The sequence below is a fragment of the Metapseudomonas phytobenefica genome (assembly GCF_043392685.1).
GTDB lineage: Bacteria > Pseudomonadota > Gammaproteobacteria > Pseudomonadales > Pseudomonadaceae > Metapseudomonas.
In genome coordinates this window covers 44,043-61,036 of sequence record NZ_JBHZGM010000019.1, presented here as the reverse complement: position 1 = coordinate 61,036, position 16,994 = coordinate 44,043, and the positions used below count along the sequence as shown (strand labels likewise).

Sequence of the window (16,994 nt, the reverse complement as noted above, 5' to 3'; positions counted from 1 at the left end):
CCATGAAAGCACATGTCGCTGACTGGCGAACTCGGGTTCACTGCGTTCGCCTGGTCGCCCTCAATGGCACCGTTCTGCGCTTTGCCGCCCATCCGACCAATCTGTCGATGAGCAACAGCGAGGTCTATCTCACGGGAACGGGCTACGAGTTCAGCGGGCTTTCCACCACGGCCGGATTCTCCGCAACCTCGCAGGACTTCACCGGCTTCGTCAGCTCGGCGATCGGCATGCTCTCCCGGGAGCAGGTGGCGTCCGGCGTCTGGGACAACGCCAAGGCCTACGTCTTCGCCACCTCCTGGTTCGCACCGATCGAGGACGAAGAGCCGTGCGCGGCCTTCATCTTCGGCAAGGCCGATCTGGTCGATGAGCGCTACAAGATCGAGTTCATGGGGCTGGTCGATGCGCTATCCCAGTCGGTCGGGTACAGCTACTCACCGACCTGCCAGAACGTGTTCCTCGACCGCTTCCTCGGTGAGCCGACGAAGCTGCCCTGGAGCCGCAGCAGTTGCACCGGCCCGCGCTCCGCGCCGGACGGTCCGGATTACGACACGCTGCTGGTGACGGGCACGGTCACCTCGGTCACCGACCAGTACTACATCGCCGACAGCGCCCGCACCGAGGTCGACGACTACTTCGGCGCCGGTGCCATCCGCTTCATTACTGGCGCCAATGCCGGGCTTAAGCCGCTGGAAATCAAGGCCTACAGCCAGTCTGGCGGCGTCATCTTCACCCAGGAGGCCTGGTTCTACCTGCCGCAGGTCGGTGATCAGTACGAAATGCTCCCGGGTTGCAGGAAGCGCCTGACTGAGGACTGTGTTGGCAAGTGGAGCAACGCGCTGAATCTGCGCGGCCATCCGCATATTCCGGCCCCGACCCAGTACAACGAGATCGGGAGGCAGTCATGAGCCCGGAAGAGATCATCGCCGCGGCGCGCAGCATGCTGAAGACCCCATTCAGGCACCAGGCGCGTGTGCCCGGTCGCGGCCTGGATTGCGCCGGCCTGCTGGTCTGCACCTGCCAGGCTGTGGGCCTGCCGGTCGAGGACGTGCAGGGCTATGGCCGCGATCCCTGGAACGGCCAGCTCGAGCAGGCCATTCGCCGGCAGCCATTTCTCCGCGAGATCCCGAAGTCCGATCTGCGCCCCAGCGACGTGCTGCTGATGCGGTTCAGTCAGGCGCCGCAGCACGTCGCCATCGTCACGGACCTCGGAATCATCCACGCCTACGAACACAGCGGGGCGGTCGTCGAGCACCGCCTTGCCGACGTTTGGCGGGCGCGCATCACCCACGCATTTCGGTTTGAGGGAATCCAATGAGCGCAGGAGCAGTTGCCGGCGGCGTTGTTGGTGGGGTGATTGGTTTCTTCGTCGGCGGCCCAGCCGGCGCTGCTATCGGGTTCGGCATCGGCATGTCCGCCGGCGGCATGCTGGATCCTGTCAAAGGCCCAAGCCAGCCCGGCCCGCAGATCAACGACAAGAACTTCCAGACCGCCAAGTACGGCGACATGCTGCCGCGCTTCTACGGCACCATCGCCGTGCATGGCAACGTCACCTGGATCGAAAACGGCAAACTCAAGGTCACCATCCGCAAGAAGAAGGGCGGCGGCAAGGGTGGTAGCGCCAAGGCTGCACCGGTGGCCTACTACTCGGCGACCTTTATCCTCTCGCTGGGCCTCGGCCCGATTGCCGGGGTGCGCCGTATCTGGTGCTCCGACAAGCTCATCTACAACGCCGGCAGCGATGACCTGGAAACCATCATCGCCAGCAACCAGAACGCCACCGGCTTCCGGCTCTACCGCGGCACCGACGACCAGTTGCCCGATCCGCGCTACGAGGCGGATGTCGGCGTCGGCAATGCCTCGGCCTACCGCGGCGAGGCCTACATCGCCTTCTACGATTTCCAGCTGGCGGACTACGGCAACACCCTGCAGGGCGCGCAGTTCAAGGTCGAGGTCATCCAGTTCGAGACCGATGTGGCGCCGTCGACGGTGATGGAGATGGACGGTCCGGTCGGGCAGGGCTGGCAATGTGTCGCTTATCCCAATGATCTGGGTTCGGGCGTGTTCGCCTACCTGAGCACTTTCTATGACTGCTACCGCGTCGGTTCCGACGGAGTCCCCCAGCGGATCGAGACGTTCCCCGCCGCCCGCTCGAACGGTGCGGCCCGCGTGGTGGGTGCGGCGCAGTACGCCTTCGGCATCGGCGGCGCTATCGTCACCGACCGCGTGACCTACCCGGACGTCAATCCGGCGCCGAACTGGGGCCTCTGGGAACTGCACATCGACGGCTCCTGGGCGCTCTACTTCAAGCGTGGCGCCGGCCTCAAGGTGCTCTCGGTGGGCCCCTACCTGGACCTGGCGGACGCCTCGATCATCGCCGTGGCCCAGTTTGGCGGGGTGCTCTACACCCTGGACAGCAGCTTCGTGTTGTCGCTGCGTGATCGCACCTCGCTGGCGGTGCTGGATGCCTTCCCGCTGGATGTGTTCGGCCTGGTCAAGGGCGTGTACCTGACGGTGGACGAACACTTCATCTGGTACGGGCAGAACTGCACTGTGCTCTCGACCGTCCCCGGCACCATTCGCTGCTTCGAGCGAACCACTGGAGCACTGGTCCGGGAGTACACCGGCCTCAACTGGCCCGGCCTGGACAGCGAAGCCGGCGCGCCAGGGGTGATCAATGGCCAGTTCTCGCTGCTGAAAAGCGGCTCAACGTTCATGGTGAACCTGTTTGGCCGGCGCGATCCGCAGTCCACCTTCCTTGCTGACGTCATCGAGAGCGAAGTGGCGTTGTCCAGCCTACTGACGCCCGCCGACATCGACACCACCCTGCTCACCGACATCGTCCGGGGTTACCGCGTCTCCGGTGGCAGCATCCGCAGCGCGCTGGAGCCGCTGCAGGGCGCCTCCCCCTTCGACGTGATTCAGTCCGGCTACCAGCTGAAATGCGTGCCGCGCGGCCAGACCTCGGTGATGACCATCCCCTGGCAGGACCTGGGCGCCTCCGAGGGCGACACCCCGGGCGACCTGCTGCAGGAATCTCGCGAGATGGATTCCCAGCTACCGGCGCGCACCAGCATCAAATATCTCGATGCAGCCCGTGAATATGCCATCGCCGAGCAGTCGGTTTCCCGCGACAACACCCCGGCGATCAACCGTGTCGACCGTGAGCTGCCCATTGTGCTCACCGCTGATGAGGCGGCCGGGGTGGCGGATGTTTTGCATAACCTCGCCTGGTTGGAGCGCAGTGAATATGCCTTCAGCCTGCCGCCTATCTACCTGGCGCTGGAGCCGGCGGATGTCGTCACCATCGTGGCGCCGTGGGCGACCTTCGAGCTACGCCTCACCGAAATCAACTACGCGCCGAATGGCCGTTTGGAATGCAAGGCCAAGCCCAACCGTGCCGCGCTCTACACCAGCAACGCCAAAGGTGGTGAAGGGGTACCGCCGAACGGAAACATCCCGCTGCCCGGCATGACTATTCTGCTGGCGCTGGATATCCCGGTGGTCGACGAGACCCTGCAGAACGCTCCGGGGATGGCTCTGGTGGCTACTGGCCCTACCGATGGCTGGCCGGGTGCCGTGGCGTTCCGCTCGATCGACAACGGCCAGACCTGGCAAGAGTTACAGGGTTTTGACGGCAAGGCGACCTTCGGCCCGGCGCGCGGCACCCTGCCGGTTAGTACCTGCACGCTTATCGAGCAGCGCTCCCTGGCGGTGGACCTGCTCTCCGGGACGCTCGAGAGCATCACCCGCGACCAGATGCTGGCCGGGCAAAACTATGCAGCCTACGGGGTCGATGGTCGCTGGGAGATCGTGCGCTTCCAGAATGCCACGCTGCAGGCCGACGGTTCCTACCTGCTCAGCCACTTCGTGCGCGGTGACCGCGGCACCGAATGGGCCACGGGCCTGCACCAAGCCGGCGACTGGTTCGTGTTGCTGGATGATCCGGATAACGTGTTCGTCGACATGGCGGTCGGCTCGATCGGCGTGCCGGCCACTTACCGGGGCGTCACCTCGGGCGCGAGCATCGACAGCGCCTCGGATGTGCCTTTCACCTATCAGGGCGTGAACCTGGAGTGCTTGAGTCCGGTATACGCCAGGGGCAGCCGCGACGGGTCAGGGAACTTCAGCGGCGCCTTCACCCGGCGCAGCCGGCTTAGTAGCAGCTGGTGGACCAATGGCGTCGAGGCGCCGCTGGGTGAGACCACCCAGGCCTACGAGGTCGATGTTATGTCCGGTTCGACCGTGAAGCGGACCATCACCAGCAGTACGCCCAGCTTCAGCTACTCGGCCGCAAACCAAGTCACCGACTTCGGCTCGGCCCAGTCATCGATCACCTTCCGTATTTACCAGCTATCCAGCGTCGTCGGACGTGGATACCCACTGGAGGTCACCCTCTAATGCCGCAAACGTCAAAACTTCAGCTCGAACTGTTCCAGAACAGCGCGGCCAACCAGACCCTCGGCAACACGTCTTTTGCCCAGTTGAACCAGCTGGTGCAGGCCGCGGTCGTGGGCCGGACCAACACCCCTCCAGGCTCGCCTGCCGATGAAGCGCTCTACATCATCACCGCCACGGCCGCCGGCGACTGGGCTGGCAAGGAAAACCAGCTTGCCTACTGGCTGACTGGCACGGGGGCGTGGCAGTACATAGTGCCGCGCGAGGGAATGCTGGTGCATGTCAATAATGAGGACGTCTACTACAAGTACACCGGTTCTGCCTGGGCGGTGTTCTCGGGTGGCGGCATGAGCAATCCCATGACCACCAGCGGCGACATCATCATTGGAGGAGCGTCGGGGACCCCGCAGCGCTTGGGGCCGGGTACCGACACGTACGTACTCACCATGGTGAGCGGCGTGCCAGCATGGCAGGCGCCCTCCGGCAGTGGTGGTACGGCCGGCGACATGCTCTCGCCACTGCTCAGTTCAGAGGTGTCCATCACTGGCGCGGTCACGCTGACTTCCACCGCGTTCGGCAAGATGCACGTCTGCTCCGGCACGACCGCTGACTACACGGTGGGGCTGCCCGCAGTGTCGGGCAACGCCGGCAAGTTCATCGGCTTCCGCATGGCGCCGGGGCTTACGAAGGTGGTCACTCTCGATCCCAGCGGTAGCGAACTGATCAACGGCACGCCCAACTATGCACTGATGGCCAACGAAACCGCTGTGATCTACTGCGACGGTTCTGCTTGGTTTGTACTATGCCAGGCAGGCAAACCATTCAGTGGCGCGCGAGTGTCGATCTCGGCGAACAAGTCGATACCGAGCAGCACTCTGACCAGGGTGACCTTTGATGTCGAGGACTATGACGACGGCGGCTACGTTGATCTGGCGTCCAGTACCACAAATATCACCATCCCGATCACGGGGCTGTACCGCGTGAGTTTCTTCTCTACCTTCGCTAGTAACGCCACGGGTAGGCGTGTGGCGCGGGTACAAAACAGCGCCGGCACCGTGATCTATGCGCGGTGCGACATGCCGGCTGTGCCTGGCGGCGGAGTAACTACCCCGAATGGCGGGACTGACGTGAAGCTGACAGCGGGCACTGAGATCAATCTGATGGTGTTTCAGGATTCAGGTGGCGCGCTGGACCTGACCAGCAATTCCTTCGAGCGTACGGTTTTCGCTATCCAACGATTGAAATAACGGGATGATTATGACCGCCAATATTGAAGTCTCATCACTGTTTGATTTGGCTGCGATCTCAATTGCAGCCGGCCAGCCCGATCCCGAGCAGCGATGGTACGAAAACGGGTGTCTGTTCGTTCAAGGCGTCACGCAAGAGGCCCTGGACGCTGCGCTCGCCACATATGATCCGGTACAGGGTGAAAGAGTTCGCCTAGCGTTGTTAATCGCCGCCAGGCGCTACATGGCAGAAATCGCTGGCGTTACGGTCGGCAGCATTAGTATAGACACTGATGACCGCAGCAAGTTGTTGATTAATGGAGCAGCAATAGAGGCAATGTTAGACACAAATTATGTCTTAAGATGGAAGGCTGAAGGAGGATTCGTCGATCTGAATGCTGCGCAAGTAATAACTGTTGCTCGCACCGTGCGCGCCCATGTGCAGGCCTGCTTCGACCGCGAGGCCGAACTGCTGGCAGCACTCGATGCTGGAACCTTTACGGACAGCATGCTCGACGAGGGCTGGCCCAATGGATAGGTTCCCGCTCCCGTTACAGGTCGAACTGCAGCATGACCGCAAGAAATGGCGCCTCCTGGCGCCGTTTTCGTATCTGGACCCTGTCTATGGCCTGCTGGTGGTGCCGGACGGGTTTGAGACCGACTTCGCCTCGGTCCCGCGCCTGCCCCTGGCATTCCTGCTGCTGGGCGCGTATGGCCACGCGGCGGCCGTACTGCACGACCACCTGTACCACTCTGGCCCGCTGACGCGGTCGGCGGCTGACGAAGTCTTCCTCAATGCCTTGCGCTCCAGCGGCCATTCCCGTTGGCGCTCCTGGTTGATGTGGGCCGGCGTGCGCCTGTTCGGCGCGGCGCGGTACCGGCCGTGAGCCACTATCAGCCCCGCTCCGGCGGGGTTTCTCATTTCAGGAGGCGCCCATGGTTCGACTAACTGCCTGCCAGTTGGTCGGCCCAAATAGTTGATGCGGGATGAGTAGGTGAATGGAAACGGCGGGGTTGGCACAGCGAGGGGCTGCACCGGCTGAAGGGGATGGTGTAATGGCCCAGAACGGGCGAGGGGGTCGATTGGCAAATACCACTTTTTGTACCAATCGATGGGGAAAGGAGGGGATTTAGGGGAATGTCGCGGGTGGCAAATGGCTGATTTTCCTACCCTGTAGACCCCTTGCGACCCCTGTTGGCATCATAAGGAAATGTCGCGACAGCGTGCGCAAAACCTCCTCTGGAGGCCGCATTGCATCGTTTGCGAAAGCACAGAAAACGCTGTAGTTTGGGTGCCCGGATTTGACCGATTCCATTGCAGAATCATGGGCTTACGTGGCTTGGGTCCGCTGCATGGGGTGCAAGTGCGCAACGAGGCAGGATGGCCGCGAACGCTTAGGGCAAATTTAGGGCAAAACCAAGGCCGCTATACGCCGGTTTACGCCAAGACCCAGGGCAAGAAATCCTTATTCAATGCGGCCTATAGCGGCGTGGAGATATATAGCCAAGGGTTCGAATCCCTCCCTCACCGCCACTTTCCGTATAGATAAGCCCCTGATTTCTAACGAGATCAGGGGCTTTTTCTTTGCCTGCGAAAAAGCGGGTGTCGAAAAAGTGTCGAAGGCGTCTCAGCTACCCCCTTCCTGCTTCGGCTCGTCCTGGACAAGAATGGCCCATCGCCATGGAAGACAGAGCCGTCCAGGATGCGCACGAACTACGTTCCCATCGACTACGAAAACGTTCAGGTCCAGTCCTTGGAACTGCTGCAGCAACCTCACTTCAAGATTCGGGTCTTCCTCGGTCCCCGAACAACACCAAACTCCCCACTGAGCTTGCCGTGGCCATCCAGCGCTTCGGTGACAGGGCGGATTACATCCAGCTGGATACGCCCGGCCAGAACGCCCTCGACTTTCACGTTGCCTACTACCTGGGCCGGCTGGCCGTCGAAGAACCGGATGCGTTCTTCCACATCATTTCCCGCGACAAGGGCTTCGATCCGCTGAGCAAGCACTTCAAAGGGAAAGCCATCTTCGCTGCCCGCTCTGAGACCATCGAAAGCATGCCTTGCTTCTCGCCACCCAGGATCGTTGCCCCGGCCCCTCCCAAGCTGGAGCCCGTGAAGACGGCCCCTCCGAAAGCAACGAAGGCAGTCAAAGAGTCAGACGTTAACTTGGTGATCGCTGATCTGGTCGGCCGAAAAGGGGTAGAACCCGCCTGTAGGTGGGGCAACCGGGAAATATTTCCCTTTAGAGCATCTGGCTTTATGCCACTTCTTCTTTACCGATCCCTACGGTTACTTCTGGCCGATGAAGGAGATGGCCAATTGGCTTGGCATCCCCTTCGGGTCGGTGTCCGGGTGCGCTTCTACTTGATCAGGACTTATTGAGAAAGCTTGATTCGCGATTCTTCCCTGATCTGGCTTAACGACTGCCTGGGGGTAATGGCTTCCCTATCGATGCGCACTTCGATGAGGGCAGGGCGATTGGCGGCTGCGCAGCGTTCGAAGGCCTGTGCAAAGCTTTCAGTGCTGTCCACAGTTTCCCCATGCAGGCCATAAGCTCTCGCCAACGTTGCGAAATCCGGGTTGTGGAGGTCCGTACCGCTGACCCGGCCGGGATAGTTGCGCTCCTGGTGCATGCGGATAGTCCCGTACATCCCGTTATTGACCACGATGAAGATCACATTGGCGCCATAGTTGGCTGCCGTTGCGATCTCCTGGCCGTTCATGAGGAAGCAGCCATCGCCGGCGAAGGCAATCACTGTTCGCTCCGGATGCGTAAGCTTGGCGGCCACTGCTGCGGGTACGCCATACCCCATGGAGCCGTTGGTCGGGCCTAGTTGAGTGCGGAACTGCCGATACTGGTAGAAGCGCTGTACCCACACGGCGTAGTTGCCCGCACCATTGGTGAGGATGGCGTCTGCTGGCAGGCGATTACGCAGCCAGGCGATGATCTCGGCCATTTGCACGGCGCCAGGGGATGGGACGGGGACAAGGTTTTGCTGGTAATTGCGGTTCAATTCAGAGCGCCAGTCCGGGCAACGTTTTCCGTCCGTTTCAGGCAGTTCTGCAGCCAGGGCGGCAAAGCTGGCCATGCCGCTGTTGATACCCAGAGTGGGTTGATAGACCCGCCCCAGTTCCTCGATTCCGGGATGGACGTGCACCAACGCTTGGCGCGGATTCGGGATGTCCACGATGGTGTAACCGCTGGTGGAAACCTCGCCAAGTCTTGCCCCCACCACCAGCAGCAGGTCGGCGTCTTTCACGGCCTGAACCAGCTTTGGAGCTGCGGCAAAGCCAAGGTCGCCGACGTAATTGGGGTGGGTATTGTCGATCAGGTCCTGGCAGCGAAAGGATGCAGCCACTGGCAGGTCATGGTGCTCGGCAAAGCGACGAATGTCTGCAACCGCCCGCGAATTCCAACCGCCGCCGCCGAGAATCATCAGCGGACGTTCAGAACGCTGCAGCAGCTGGCGAAGTTCCCGCATGTCCGAGTCGTTGGCATGGGGTTCGATGGCTCTGGCGGGGCCTGCATCGGTCACTTCAACCACGTCGGTGAGCATGTCCTCGGGCAGGGACACCACCACAGGTCCGGGACGGCCATTCATGGCGCGGTGGAAAGCCTGGCTGACGAGTTCTGGAATGCGGCGCGCATCCTCGATTTGCACCACCCACTTGGCCAGGGGGGCGAACATGGCGCGGAAATCGACTTCCTGGAAGGCTTCGCGGTCCCGCTGGTCACGGGCTACCTGGCCGATAAAGAGGATCATCGGCGACGAATCCTGAAAGGCCGTGTGCACGCCCACCGAGGCGTTGGTGGCGCCCGGCCCACGCGTGACGAAGCAGATGCCAGGTTTGCCGGTCAACTTGCCGTAGGCTTCGGCCATGTAGGCTGCGCCGCCTTCCTGGCGGCAGACGACCAGGTCAATCTGCTCCCGCGCGTCATAGAGCGCATCGAGCACTGCCAGGTAGCTCTCTCCAGGAACACAGAAAGCCCGTTCAACGCCGTTGATGCGTAGGGCGTCAACCAGGATCTGGCCTCCGCTGCGACTCTTGAGTAGCTGGTTCATCGATCGATCCTCGGGCAGGGATAAATGCAATTATTCGTACGTTCGCAGCGGGCTTTACGCTCGTCTGGCGGCAAGCGAAGGTCCTCGCTTGCCGCCAGGTGGGGAGTGCCTGCTGTCAGACGAGTGGCGGCAGGTTGAGTGCGGCAGAGCACTCGAGAATGGAACGGCGCTGCGTTTCGGCATACAGCTCCAGCTCATTGAGAATCGAGCTACCCAGGGCAGCATGGAAATCCGCCTGGTTAGAGCTGATCTCATAGTTCACCTGGGCGTTATCGCCAAGGTTGGACTGGAAGATCCCGGCGGCGCTGACTGGCAGGAAGTCTTCGTACACCAGCGGTTCGTAATGCACATGCCCAGCCTGGATCAGGTCACTGAGCGTGCGCGGACGTACTTCGTCGCTGCGAGCTGCGAGTCCCTTTTCGGTGGCGAAGTAGCGGAAATACGCCAGGCCCAGGGTACGCATGGTTTCATGGTCGTCAGGGAACTCCTGGAATTGCCTTTCCAGCAGTTCGTAGTAGCGCTCAGCATTCTGTTCGCTGGGGAACTCTCCCAGCTCGGCACGAGTGGCATTGAGCAGCTTGTCGTAAAGCTCGCGCCCTTTGGGTGTCAGGGCGGCACCGCGTTGTTCGATCTCACCGAAGCGCGCAGTGTGGCTCCCATCGGTACCGTTCTGGCCGACGAAGGCAACTTTCTCCTGCAGGGCCTTGAAGCTGGTCTGTCGCAGCAGAATCGGGCAGTTGCGGCGAGGAGGGCCTTCCACAATGGCTTTCGGGGTGATGCCACGTTTGGGCATGCCCGCCTGGATCTGGTCGATATCCAGTGTGCGCGGAGTCAGGTGGTTGATATGTGGCCCCTTGAAGGCGACCACATCAGCGATGAGGCGATGCTGATCGTGCAACTGGTCATATTCAGCCGCGGTGACGGTTGCCTGGGTGTGCCAACGGAAGGTTTCCAGGGCTTCCTCCACGAACTCGCGGGCCTCCGCTTCGTTAAGGCCGCCTTCCGACTCGAATTTGCTGATCAGCTCCTTCACCCGAGGCGTGAAGATGTCGCGATTGGTCAGAATGCCGGCGGCGAGTTCACGCAGTTCGGGGTTATCAATCAGTTCGAGGCGAAGCAGGGACGTGAACACCCGGAATGGGCTGATCTGCAGGGCGTCCTCATGCACGGCACGGAAGGCCGTGGAGTGGACCGGTACACCGGCCGGGCTGAGATCGTAGTAGCCAACTGGCTGCATGCCCATGACTGCGAACAGGCGGCGAATGGTGGACAGCTCTTCCGCCGTGCCGACCCGGATTGCACCATGCCGCTCCATCGACAGACGACCGAGTTCGCCGGTCCAGCGCAGTTGCTGTTCGACCTCGGGGGATTCTTCCATCACCTTGCGATTGGTTTCCGCGACCAGGTCCAGTAGTTCGCCGTAGAGCGGAACTTCGGCCTTGTACATGTCGGACATGGCGCGCGAGAACTGCGCACGGATTTCGGATGGGTCGATGAACCCCTGGTTGTTCATGATCTACAAGTCTCCTGGACGCTTTTTATGGGACTGCTAACCGAGCGAAAGCGTCGGTGGCATGGTCTGGATTCTGCTCAGCTTGAGCACCCCCTACAAACGACATCTCCTCAGTACTTCATTCTTCCAGGGAATGATTTGCTCCTGTGGTTTTGAAATGGGGCCAGGTCCTGACGCTTGTTCATGAACACCGGGCTTCGATCTGCTGCCACTCACCCGAGCTTTCGCGCACGCAAAAAAAGGCCCCTGGCAAGTTTTCCGGAGGCCCAGAGCAAGGCTATGAACTGGTTGGCTTCAGGAGGTAGCCAGGTGTCGTTTCAGCGCCTGGAGAGGGTGACTCAGATTCACCTCGCTGAGGCGACTGGCCTGGCTACGACATGAGTAACCATTGGCGAGCAGGCGATTGTCTTTGCCCTGCGTATCGATGATCCGACGCCAGGAGAGGTCGTAGATTTTCTCGGACATCGCCCGGTTGATCGTCTCGTGGCCATAGGTGCCGGACATGCCGCAGCACCCCACGGGCACCATCCTGAGATTCAGGCCAAGCCGCCTGAAAACCTCTGGCCACAGCGCCGTTGCTGCTGGCGCGTTGGTTTTCTCGGTGCAATGACCCAACAGGTAGTAATCGTCCGAGGAAGTGGTGGCGACGTCGGACTGCTCCAGTACCTGCATCAGCCATTCCTGAGGCAGTAAAACCTCCGGCGCTTCGTCGCCGAGAAGTTTACGGTACTCCTGGCGATATACCAGGGTCATGGCCGGGTCCAGGCCAACAAGCTTCACGCCATTGGCGCCCAATTCATTGAGCATGGCTGCGTTCTTGCGAGCCGCTTTGTCGAAAGCTCCGAGGAAACCGAGCACGTGCAGTGGCTTTCCGTTCGGCCTGTAGGGTGCAAGCAGGACCTTGAAGCCCAGGCGTGAAAAGACCTCGATCAGATCGGCCAATACCTCGGTTTCGAAATAGCGGGTGAACGCATCCTGCACCAGGACAACACTGCGGGCGCGCTCGTGTTCCGATAGATTCCGGAGCCTTTCCGGGCTTGCAGTTTCAACCTTCCAGCGCCTCAGCACAGGTTCCAGGTCAATGCGGCTGAGCAGGGGGCTGTCGACCATTCCGGCATGGTTCTTCAGGAACCATTTCATCACCGCCAGCCCCATCAGGCTGTTGTACACCGAGGGAATCTTCGCGAAGTACGGGATGCTGAACTCCAGCGAACCGATCAGGTAGTCCTTGAGCGGGCGCAGATAGCGGCTGTGATAAAGCTCCAGGAAGCGCGAACGGAACTCGGGAACATTGACCTTGATGGGGCACTGGCCGGCGCAGGACTTGCACGCCAGGCAGCCGGACATGGCTTCGAATACATCGTGGGAAAAGTCCTGTCCGCCCCGGCGTTTGTCCAGAGTGTTCCTGACCTTGGCCAGCAGTCCGTGGAGGGGAGAGGCGCTGCGAATGTCGTTGGCCGCCTGCAGCACGTCGACGCCAGACTGCCCCTGCAGGCGAAGCCATTCCCGGATCAGCGATGCTCGTCCCTTGGGCGACTGGGTGCGATCGCGGGTCGCCTTCCACGAGGGGCACATCGCATCGGCCGGGTCGTAGTTGTAGCAGGCACCGTTACCGTTGCAGTGAACCGCAGACTCGTAGCTGTTCCAGATTCGCTCGTCGATCTGACGATCCAGATCCCCACGTATCGTGACTTCGTCGATCTTCAGCAGCTTATCGGGCGAGTTCAGCGGGGTGGCGATCTTGCCGGGGTTTAGTTGATTGAAGGGGTCGAAGGCGGACTTTATCGCCTGCAGTGCTGGGTAAAGCTCACCAAAGAACTTCGGCGCATACTCTGATCGAACCCCTTTGCCATGCTCGCCCCAGAGGAGGCCGCCGTACTTGTGGGTCAGTTGGGCGACAGCGTCGGTGATGGGGCGCACCAGGGCCGTCTGGGCCGGGTCCTTCATGTCGAGGGCGGGGCGCACATGCAGCACACCGGCATCCACATGGCCAAACATGCCGTACTGCAGGTTGAAACCGTCCAGCAGGGCACGGAATTCAGCGATGAAATCCGCGAGGGACTCAGGCGGGACGGCTGTGTCTTCCACGAACGGCTGCGGTCGAACCTCGCCTTGCACGTTACCCAGCAATCCCACGGCGCGTTTGCGCATGGCATAGACCCGCGATACCGCCGCAGCGCCACGGGCGACGGTGTGCCCAATCCTTCTGACGCTGGAGTCTTGCTTCAGATGCCTGATGAAGGACTCGACCCTGGCGTCCAGGGCCTCCAGGTCATCGCCACTGAATTCGACCAAGTTGATGCCCAGAGTGGGAGTAACCGGGTCGGCCGGGAAGTAGTCGGCAACGTCGTGCCAGACAATGTCCTGCATGGCCAGGCCCAGCACTTTTGAATCCACGGTTTCGATGGAAAGCGGTGCCATCGCCATCAGCGCCTGGGCATCACGCAAGGCCTCCATGAAGCTGGCATAGGAAACGTTGACCAGCACCGCGTGCTGCGGGATGGGCAGCACGTTGAGCTTCGCTTCGACAATGAAGCCGAGAGAACCTTCCGAACCGCAGAGGATGTTGTTGAGATTGACCTGGCCGTCCGCGTCTCGGATATGCGCAAGGTCATATCCGGTCAGGCAGCGGTTGAGTTTCGGAAAGCTGCTTTCGATCAGTTCGGCGTGCTTGCGCTGAACATCCAGAACGGCCCGATAAATCTCGCCGACCCGACTCTGGCGAGCCATGTGCTCATTCAATTCCGTTTCTGCAACCGGACCTGTCTGCAGCCGCTCGCCACCGAGCAGGATGCTGCTCAGGGCGAGGACGTGGTCGCGGGTCTTGCCATAGGTGCAGCTGCCTTGGCCACTGGCATCGGTGTTGATCATGCCGCCGATGGTGGCGCGGTTGGAGGTGGACAGTTCCGGCGCGAAGAACAGACCGTGGGGCTTCAGGGCAGCATTGAGCTGGTCCTTCACCACGCCGGCCTGTACCCGCACCCAGCGTTCCTCGACGTTGATTTCGAGGATGCCGTTCATGTGTCGCGAGAGATCGACCACCAGACCGTTTGTCAGGGACTGGCCATTGGTGCCGGTGCCCCCTCCGCGAGGCGTAAGGACGATTTCTCTGTACCTCGGTTCGGCGGCCAGAGTGGCGATGCGCTGAACGTCTTCCGCGTGACGCGGAAACAGCGCCGCTTGTGGCAGGCGCTGGTAGATCGAGTTGTCGGTCGCCAGCACGGTTCGGTTGCCATGGTCGGGAGAAATTTCTCCCTGGAAACCACAGCCTTTCAGCGACTCCAGGAAGGAGCGGTAGAGCCTTGTGAGCTCTACCGGTGTTGCGATTCGGGCGATCATGACTTCAGCGGATACCTGCCAGGCACTCTTCGAAAATGTCCAGGCCCCTTTCGAACAATTCAGGTTCGATGGTCAGGGGGGCTAGCAGTCGCACCACATGGCGGTGCTTGCCGCTTGGCATCAGCAGCAGACCTTTGTTGCGTGCCGCTTCAAGGAGCTCGGCCAGTTGCCGGGTCCCTGGCTTGCCCTCCGGCGTGACCAGTTCGATACCGCGCATGGCACCGGTACCGGTCAGGCGTCCCAGGCAGGGGGAAATTGCGCGTTGGAGCCAGCTCTGGTAACGGCGAAGGATGGCCTGCTCTTGGGCTTCGCCCCAGTTAGCGAGATTGGCGTCAGTCATCTGCTTCAGACTGGCGAGGGCGGCTGTGCAGGCCAGCGGATTACCGGAGTACGTGCCGCCCAGGCCTCCTTTCGGCAGGGCGTTCATCAGCGTCTCGCGTCCCACTACAGCCCCCAGGGGCAGGCCCCCGGCGATGCTTTTGCCGAGCAGCAAAAGGTCCGGCTCGATGCCCAGGCGGGAGAACGCGAAGCGCTGTCCAGTGCGGCCGAAGCCCGACTGGATTTCGTCGACGATCAGGAAGATGCCGTTGGCGTCGCAGAACTTGCGCAGGCCCTGGACAAAGTCCGGGTCCATGGCCAGGAAGCCGCCTTCGCCTTGTACCGGTTCGAAGATGAAACAGGCGACTTCGCTGATGTCGACTTCGACGCTGAACAGGCGCTCGATGGCCTTGAAGGCGTCTTCGGCAGTAACCCCGGTGTCCGGGCTGGGGTAGGGGACGTGATAGACCGGACCGGGCAGAGAGCCCACGCGCTCCTTGTAAGGGGCGACCTTGCCGTTGAGGTTGAGGGTCGCCAAGGTGCGGCCGTGGAAACCGCCGTCGAAGGCAATCACCGTCGTACGTCCGGTTGCGGCACGCACTATTTTCAACGCGTTTTCCGCGGCTTCTGCACCACTGTTGGTAAGCATGCCTGCCAGCGGATAGCTGACCGGAATGAACTCCGCCAGGGCCTTCATCAGATCGCGGTAGCCCCGGTGAGGGACGGCGTTGAAGGCAGAGTGGGTCAGACGCTGGGCCTGCTCGGTGATGGCGGCGACTACCCCGGGATTGCAGTGTCCAAGGTTCAGTACGCCGATGCCGCCGACGAAATCGATGTAGGCGTTACCTTCGGTGTCCCAGACCTGGGCATTCTGCCCATGGGACAGGGTGAGGGGGTGGACGATGGAAATCGAAGCGCTGATATGCGACTGGTTCATACACGACCTGCCATGAGAGTGGCGGTGCATGCGCGCAGGTCGAGAGTCGCGTTGCGGGTGCGTTCAGCCTGGGAAGCAGAGTTTTCTGCTTCTCCAGTTACAAGCATGACAAGGGCATGAAATGACATGGAGCGTTCCTCTTTTAATCGGGATTTCCCTTTATCAAAGCGAGGAACGCTGAAGTGTCACAAGCGAAAAAAAATAAGGCCTTCATTCCATAAATTCAGGACCTCAGCAATTTCATCAGTTCTTCCCGTTTACCTTTTCGAGGACCCAGTCGACGAAGCTCCTCACCTTGGGTATGTCTCCAGCCTGTTCGGCAAAGGCGATGAAATGGGACCCCTGGCTTGGTTTGTCGTGCTTCCACGGGATTACCAGCTTGGATTCCTCAAGTTCGTCCTGCACGAGGAAGCGAGGTACCAGCGCGACCCCGCACCCTGACTGGGCCGCGCGGATGCACATGTAGAACGTATCGAAGCGCGGACCGTGATAGCTGTGCTCGGTACTGATTCCCTGCTCCTCGAACCACTCGTGCCAGGCCTCCGGTCTCGAAGTGCATTGGAGCAGCACGAGATTGGCCAGGTCGCCCGCACTGGTGAAAGGCTCCTCCGGGAGAATGTCTGGAACACACACCGGGACCACATCTTCCCCGAACAGCTCGATGCAGGTTGCGCCGGGCCAGGAGCCCTGGCCGTAGAAGAAGGCCACGTCCGCCTTTGCCTGCACCAGGTCGAACGGCTCCAGCTCATTCTTGATGTCGAGATGGATGTTGGGGTGGCGTTTTGAAAAGCCTTTCAGGTTCGGGATCAGCCAGCGGGCACCAAAGGTCGGCTGAGTCGCAACCCTGAGCACTTCGGTTTCACCGCCGTAGGAAAGGATGTACCGGCTGGATATGTCCACCTGGGTGAGGATCTTTTGCACCTCCGTAAGGTAGAGCTCCCCCGCCGGAGCCAGCTGCAGTCGGCGTCTCACTCGATGGAAGAGTGGGTGCCGCAGCATTTCTTCGAGCTGCGCTACCTGCTTGCTCACTGCGCTCTGCGTCAAATGCAACTCCTGCGCAGCTCGGGTGAAGCTCAGGTGCCTGGCCGCGGATTCGAAGCATTGCAGGGCAGTCATCGTGGGGAGCAATAGTTTGGACATGAAAGTCTCGTCTGGAAAAGTTGTGAACTTGATTCCGTGGGGGAATGACGTGGTGCGT

At 61.1% G+C, this 16,994-nt stretch carries 12 protein-coding genes; 7 read left to right on the top strand and 5 right to left on the bottom strand.

Features of this window, described 5'->3' with window-relative positions; all coding sequences use genetic code 11:
• Positions 1-2 precede the first annotated feature (2 nt).
• The 7 genes from ACFW0B_RS16015 (at position 3) to ACFW0B_RS15985 (ending at position 8,007) form a co-directional block, all read left to right on the top strand.
• Entirely contained in the window at positions 3-905 is a 903-nt protein-coding gene (locus ACFW0B_RS16015; RefSeq protein WP_449149778.1) for a DUF2163 domain-containing protein, read from the top strand.
• A complete protein-coding gene (locus ACFW0B_RS16010; protein WP_449149776.1) occupies positions 902-1,315 on the top strand; it encodes an NlpC/P60 family protein in 414 nt (137 codons plus the stop codon). The genes ACFW0B_RS16015 and ACFW0B_RS16010 overlap by 4 nt, the downstream gene beginning before the upstream one ends.
• Complete coding sequence (locus ACFW0B_RS16005) at positions 1,312-4,398, top strand: phage tail protein (protein ID WP_449149774.1); 3,087 nt, start codon at positions 1,312-1,314, stop codon at positions 4,396-4,398. Before ACFW0B_RS16010 ends, ACFW0B_RS16005 begins: the two co-directional genes overlap by 4 nt.
• Positions 4,398-5,642 carry a DUF2793 domain-containing protein gene (locus ACFW0B_RS16000; RefSeq protein WP_449149772.1) on the top strand — a complete coding sequence of 415 codons (1,245 nt, stop codon included), beginning with the start codon at positions 4,398-4,400 and terminating at the stop codon, positions 5,640-5,642. Before ACFW0B_RS16005 ends, ACFW0B_RS16000 begins: the two co-directional genes overlap by 1 nt.
• A gap of 4 nt (positions 5,643-5,646) precedes the next feature.
• A complete protein-coding gene (locus ACFW0B_RS15995; RefSeq protein ID WP_449149770.1) occupies positions 5,647-6,159 on the top strand; it encodes a DUF4376 domain-containing protein in 513 nt (170 codons plus the stop codon).
• Complete coding sequence (locus ACFW0B_RS15990) at positions 6,152-6,508, top strand: DUF1353 domain-containing protein (RefSeq protein WP_449149768.1); 357 nt, start codon at positions 6,152-6,154, stop codon at positions 6,506-6,508. Before ACFW0B_RS15995 ends, ACFW0B_RS15990 begins: the two co-directional genes overlap by 8 nt.
• Before the next feature lie 950 nt (positions 6,509-7,458).
• Entirely contained in the window at positions 7,459-8,007 is a 549-nt protein-coding gene (locus ACFW0B_RS15985) for a PIN domain-containing protein (protein WP_449149766.1), read from the top strand.
• On the opposite strand, the gene ACFW0B_RS15980 is transcribed toward ACFW0B_RS15985, so the two are convergent.
• The 5 genes from ACFW0B_RS15980 to ACFW0B_RS15960 all read right to left on the bottom strand — a co-directional run bounded on the left by ACFW0B_RS15980 (position 8,001) and on the right by ACFW0B_RS15960 (position 16,936).
• On the bottom strand, positions 8,001-9,689 hold the full coding sequence (locus tag ACFW0B_RS15980; RefSeq protein ID WP_449149764.1) for a thiamine pyrophosphate-binding protein: 1,689 nt from the start codon (positions 9,687-9,689) through the stop codon (positions 8,001-8,003). The two genes, ACFW0B_RS15985 and ACFW0B_RS15980, sit on opposite strands and share 7 nt — an antisense overlap.
• Positions 9,690-9,804: 115 nt before the next feature.
• The gene (gene hglS / locus ACFW0B_RS15975; RefSeq protein ID WP_449149762.1) at positions 9,805-11,202 is read right to left on the bottom strand and encodes a 2-oxoadipate dioxygenase/decarboxylase HglS; all 1,398 of its coding nucleotides are present in this window, start codon (positions 11,200-11,202) and stop codon (positions 9,805-9,807) included.
• Between the two features lie 294 nt (positions 11,203-11,496).
• Entirely contained in the window at positions 11,497-14,541 is a 3,045-nt protein-coding gene (ydiJ, locus tag ACFW0B_RS15970; protein WP_449149760.1) for a D-2-hydroxyglutarate dehydrogenase YdiJ, read from the bottom strand.
• Between the two features lie 4 nt (positions 14,542-14,545).
• Entirely contained in the window at positions 14,546-15,796 is a 1,251-nt protein-coding gene (locus ACFW0B_RS15965) for a 2-aminoadipate transaminase (RefSeq protein ID WP_449149758.1), read from the bottom strand.
• 243 nt (positions 15,797-16,039) lie between these two features.
• The gene (locus ACFW0B_RS15960) at positions 16,040-16,936 is read right to left on the bottom strand and encodes a LysR substrate-binding domain-containing protein (protein ID WP_449149756.1); all 897 of its coding nucleotides are present in this window, start codon (positions 16,934-16,936) and stop codon (positions 16,040-16,042) included.
• Positions 16,937-16,994: the final 58 nt, after the last annotated feature.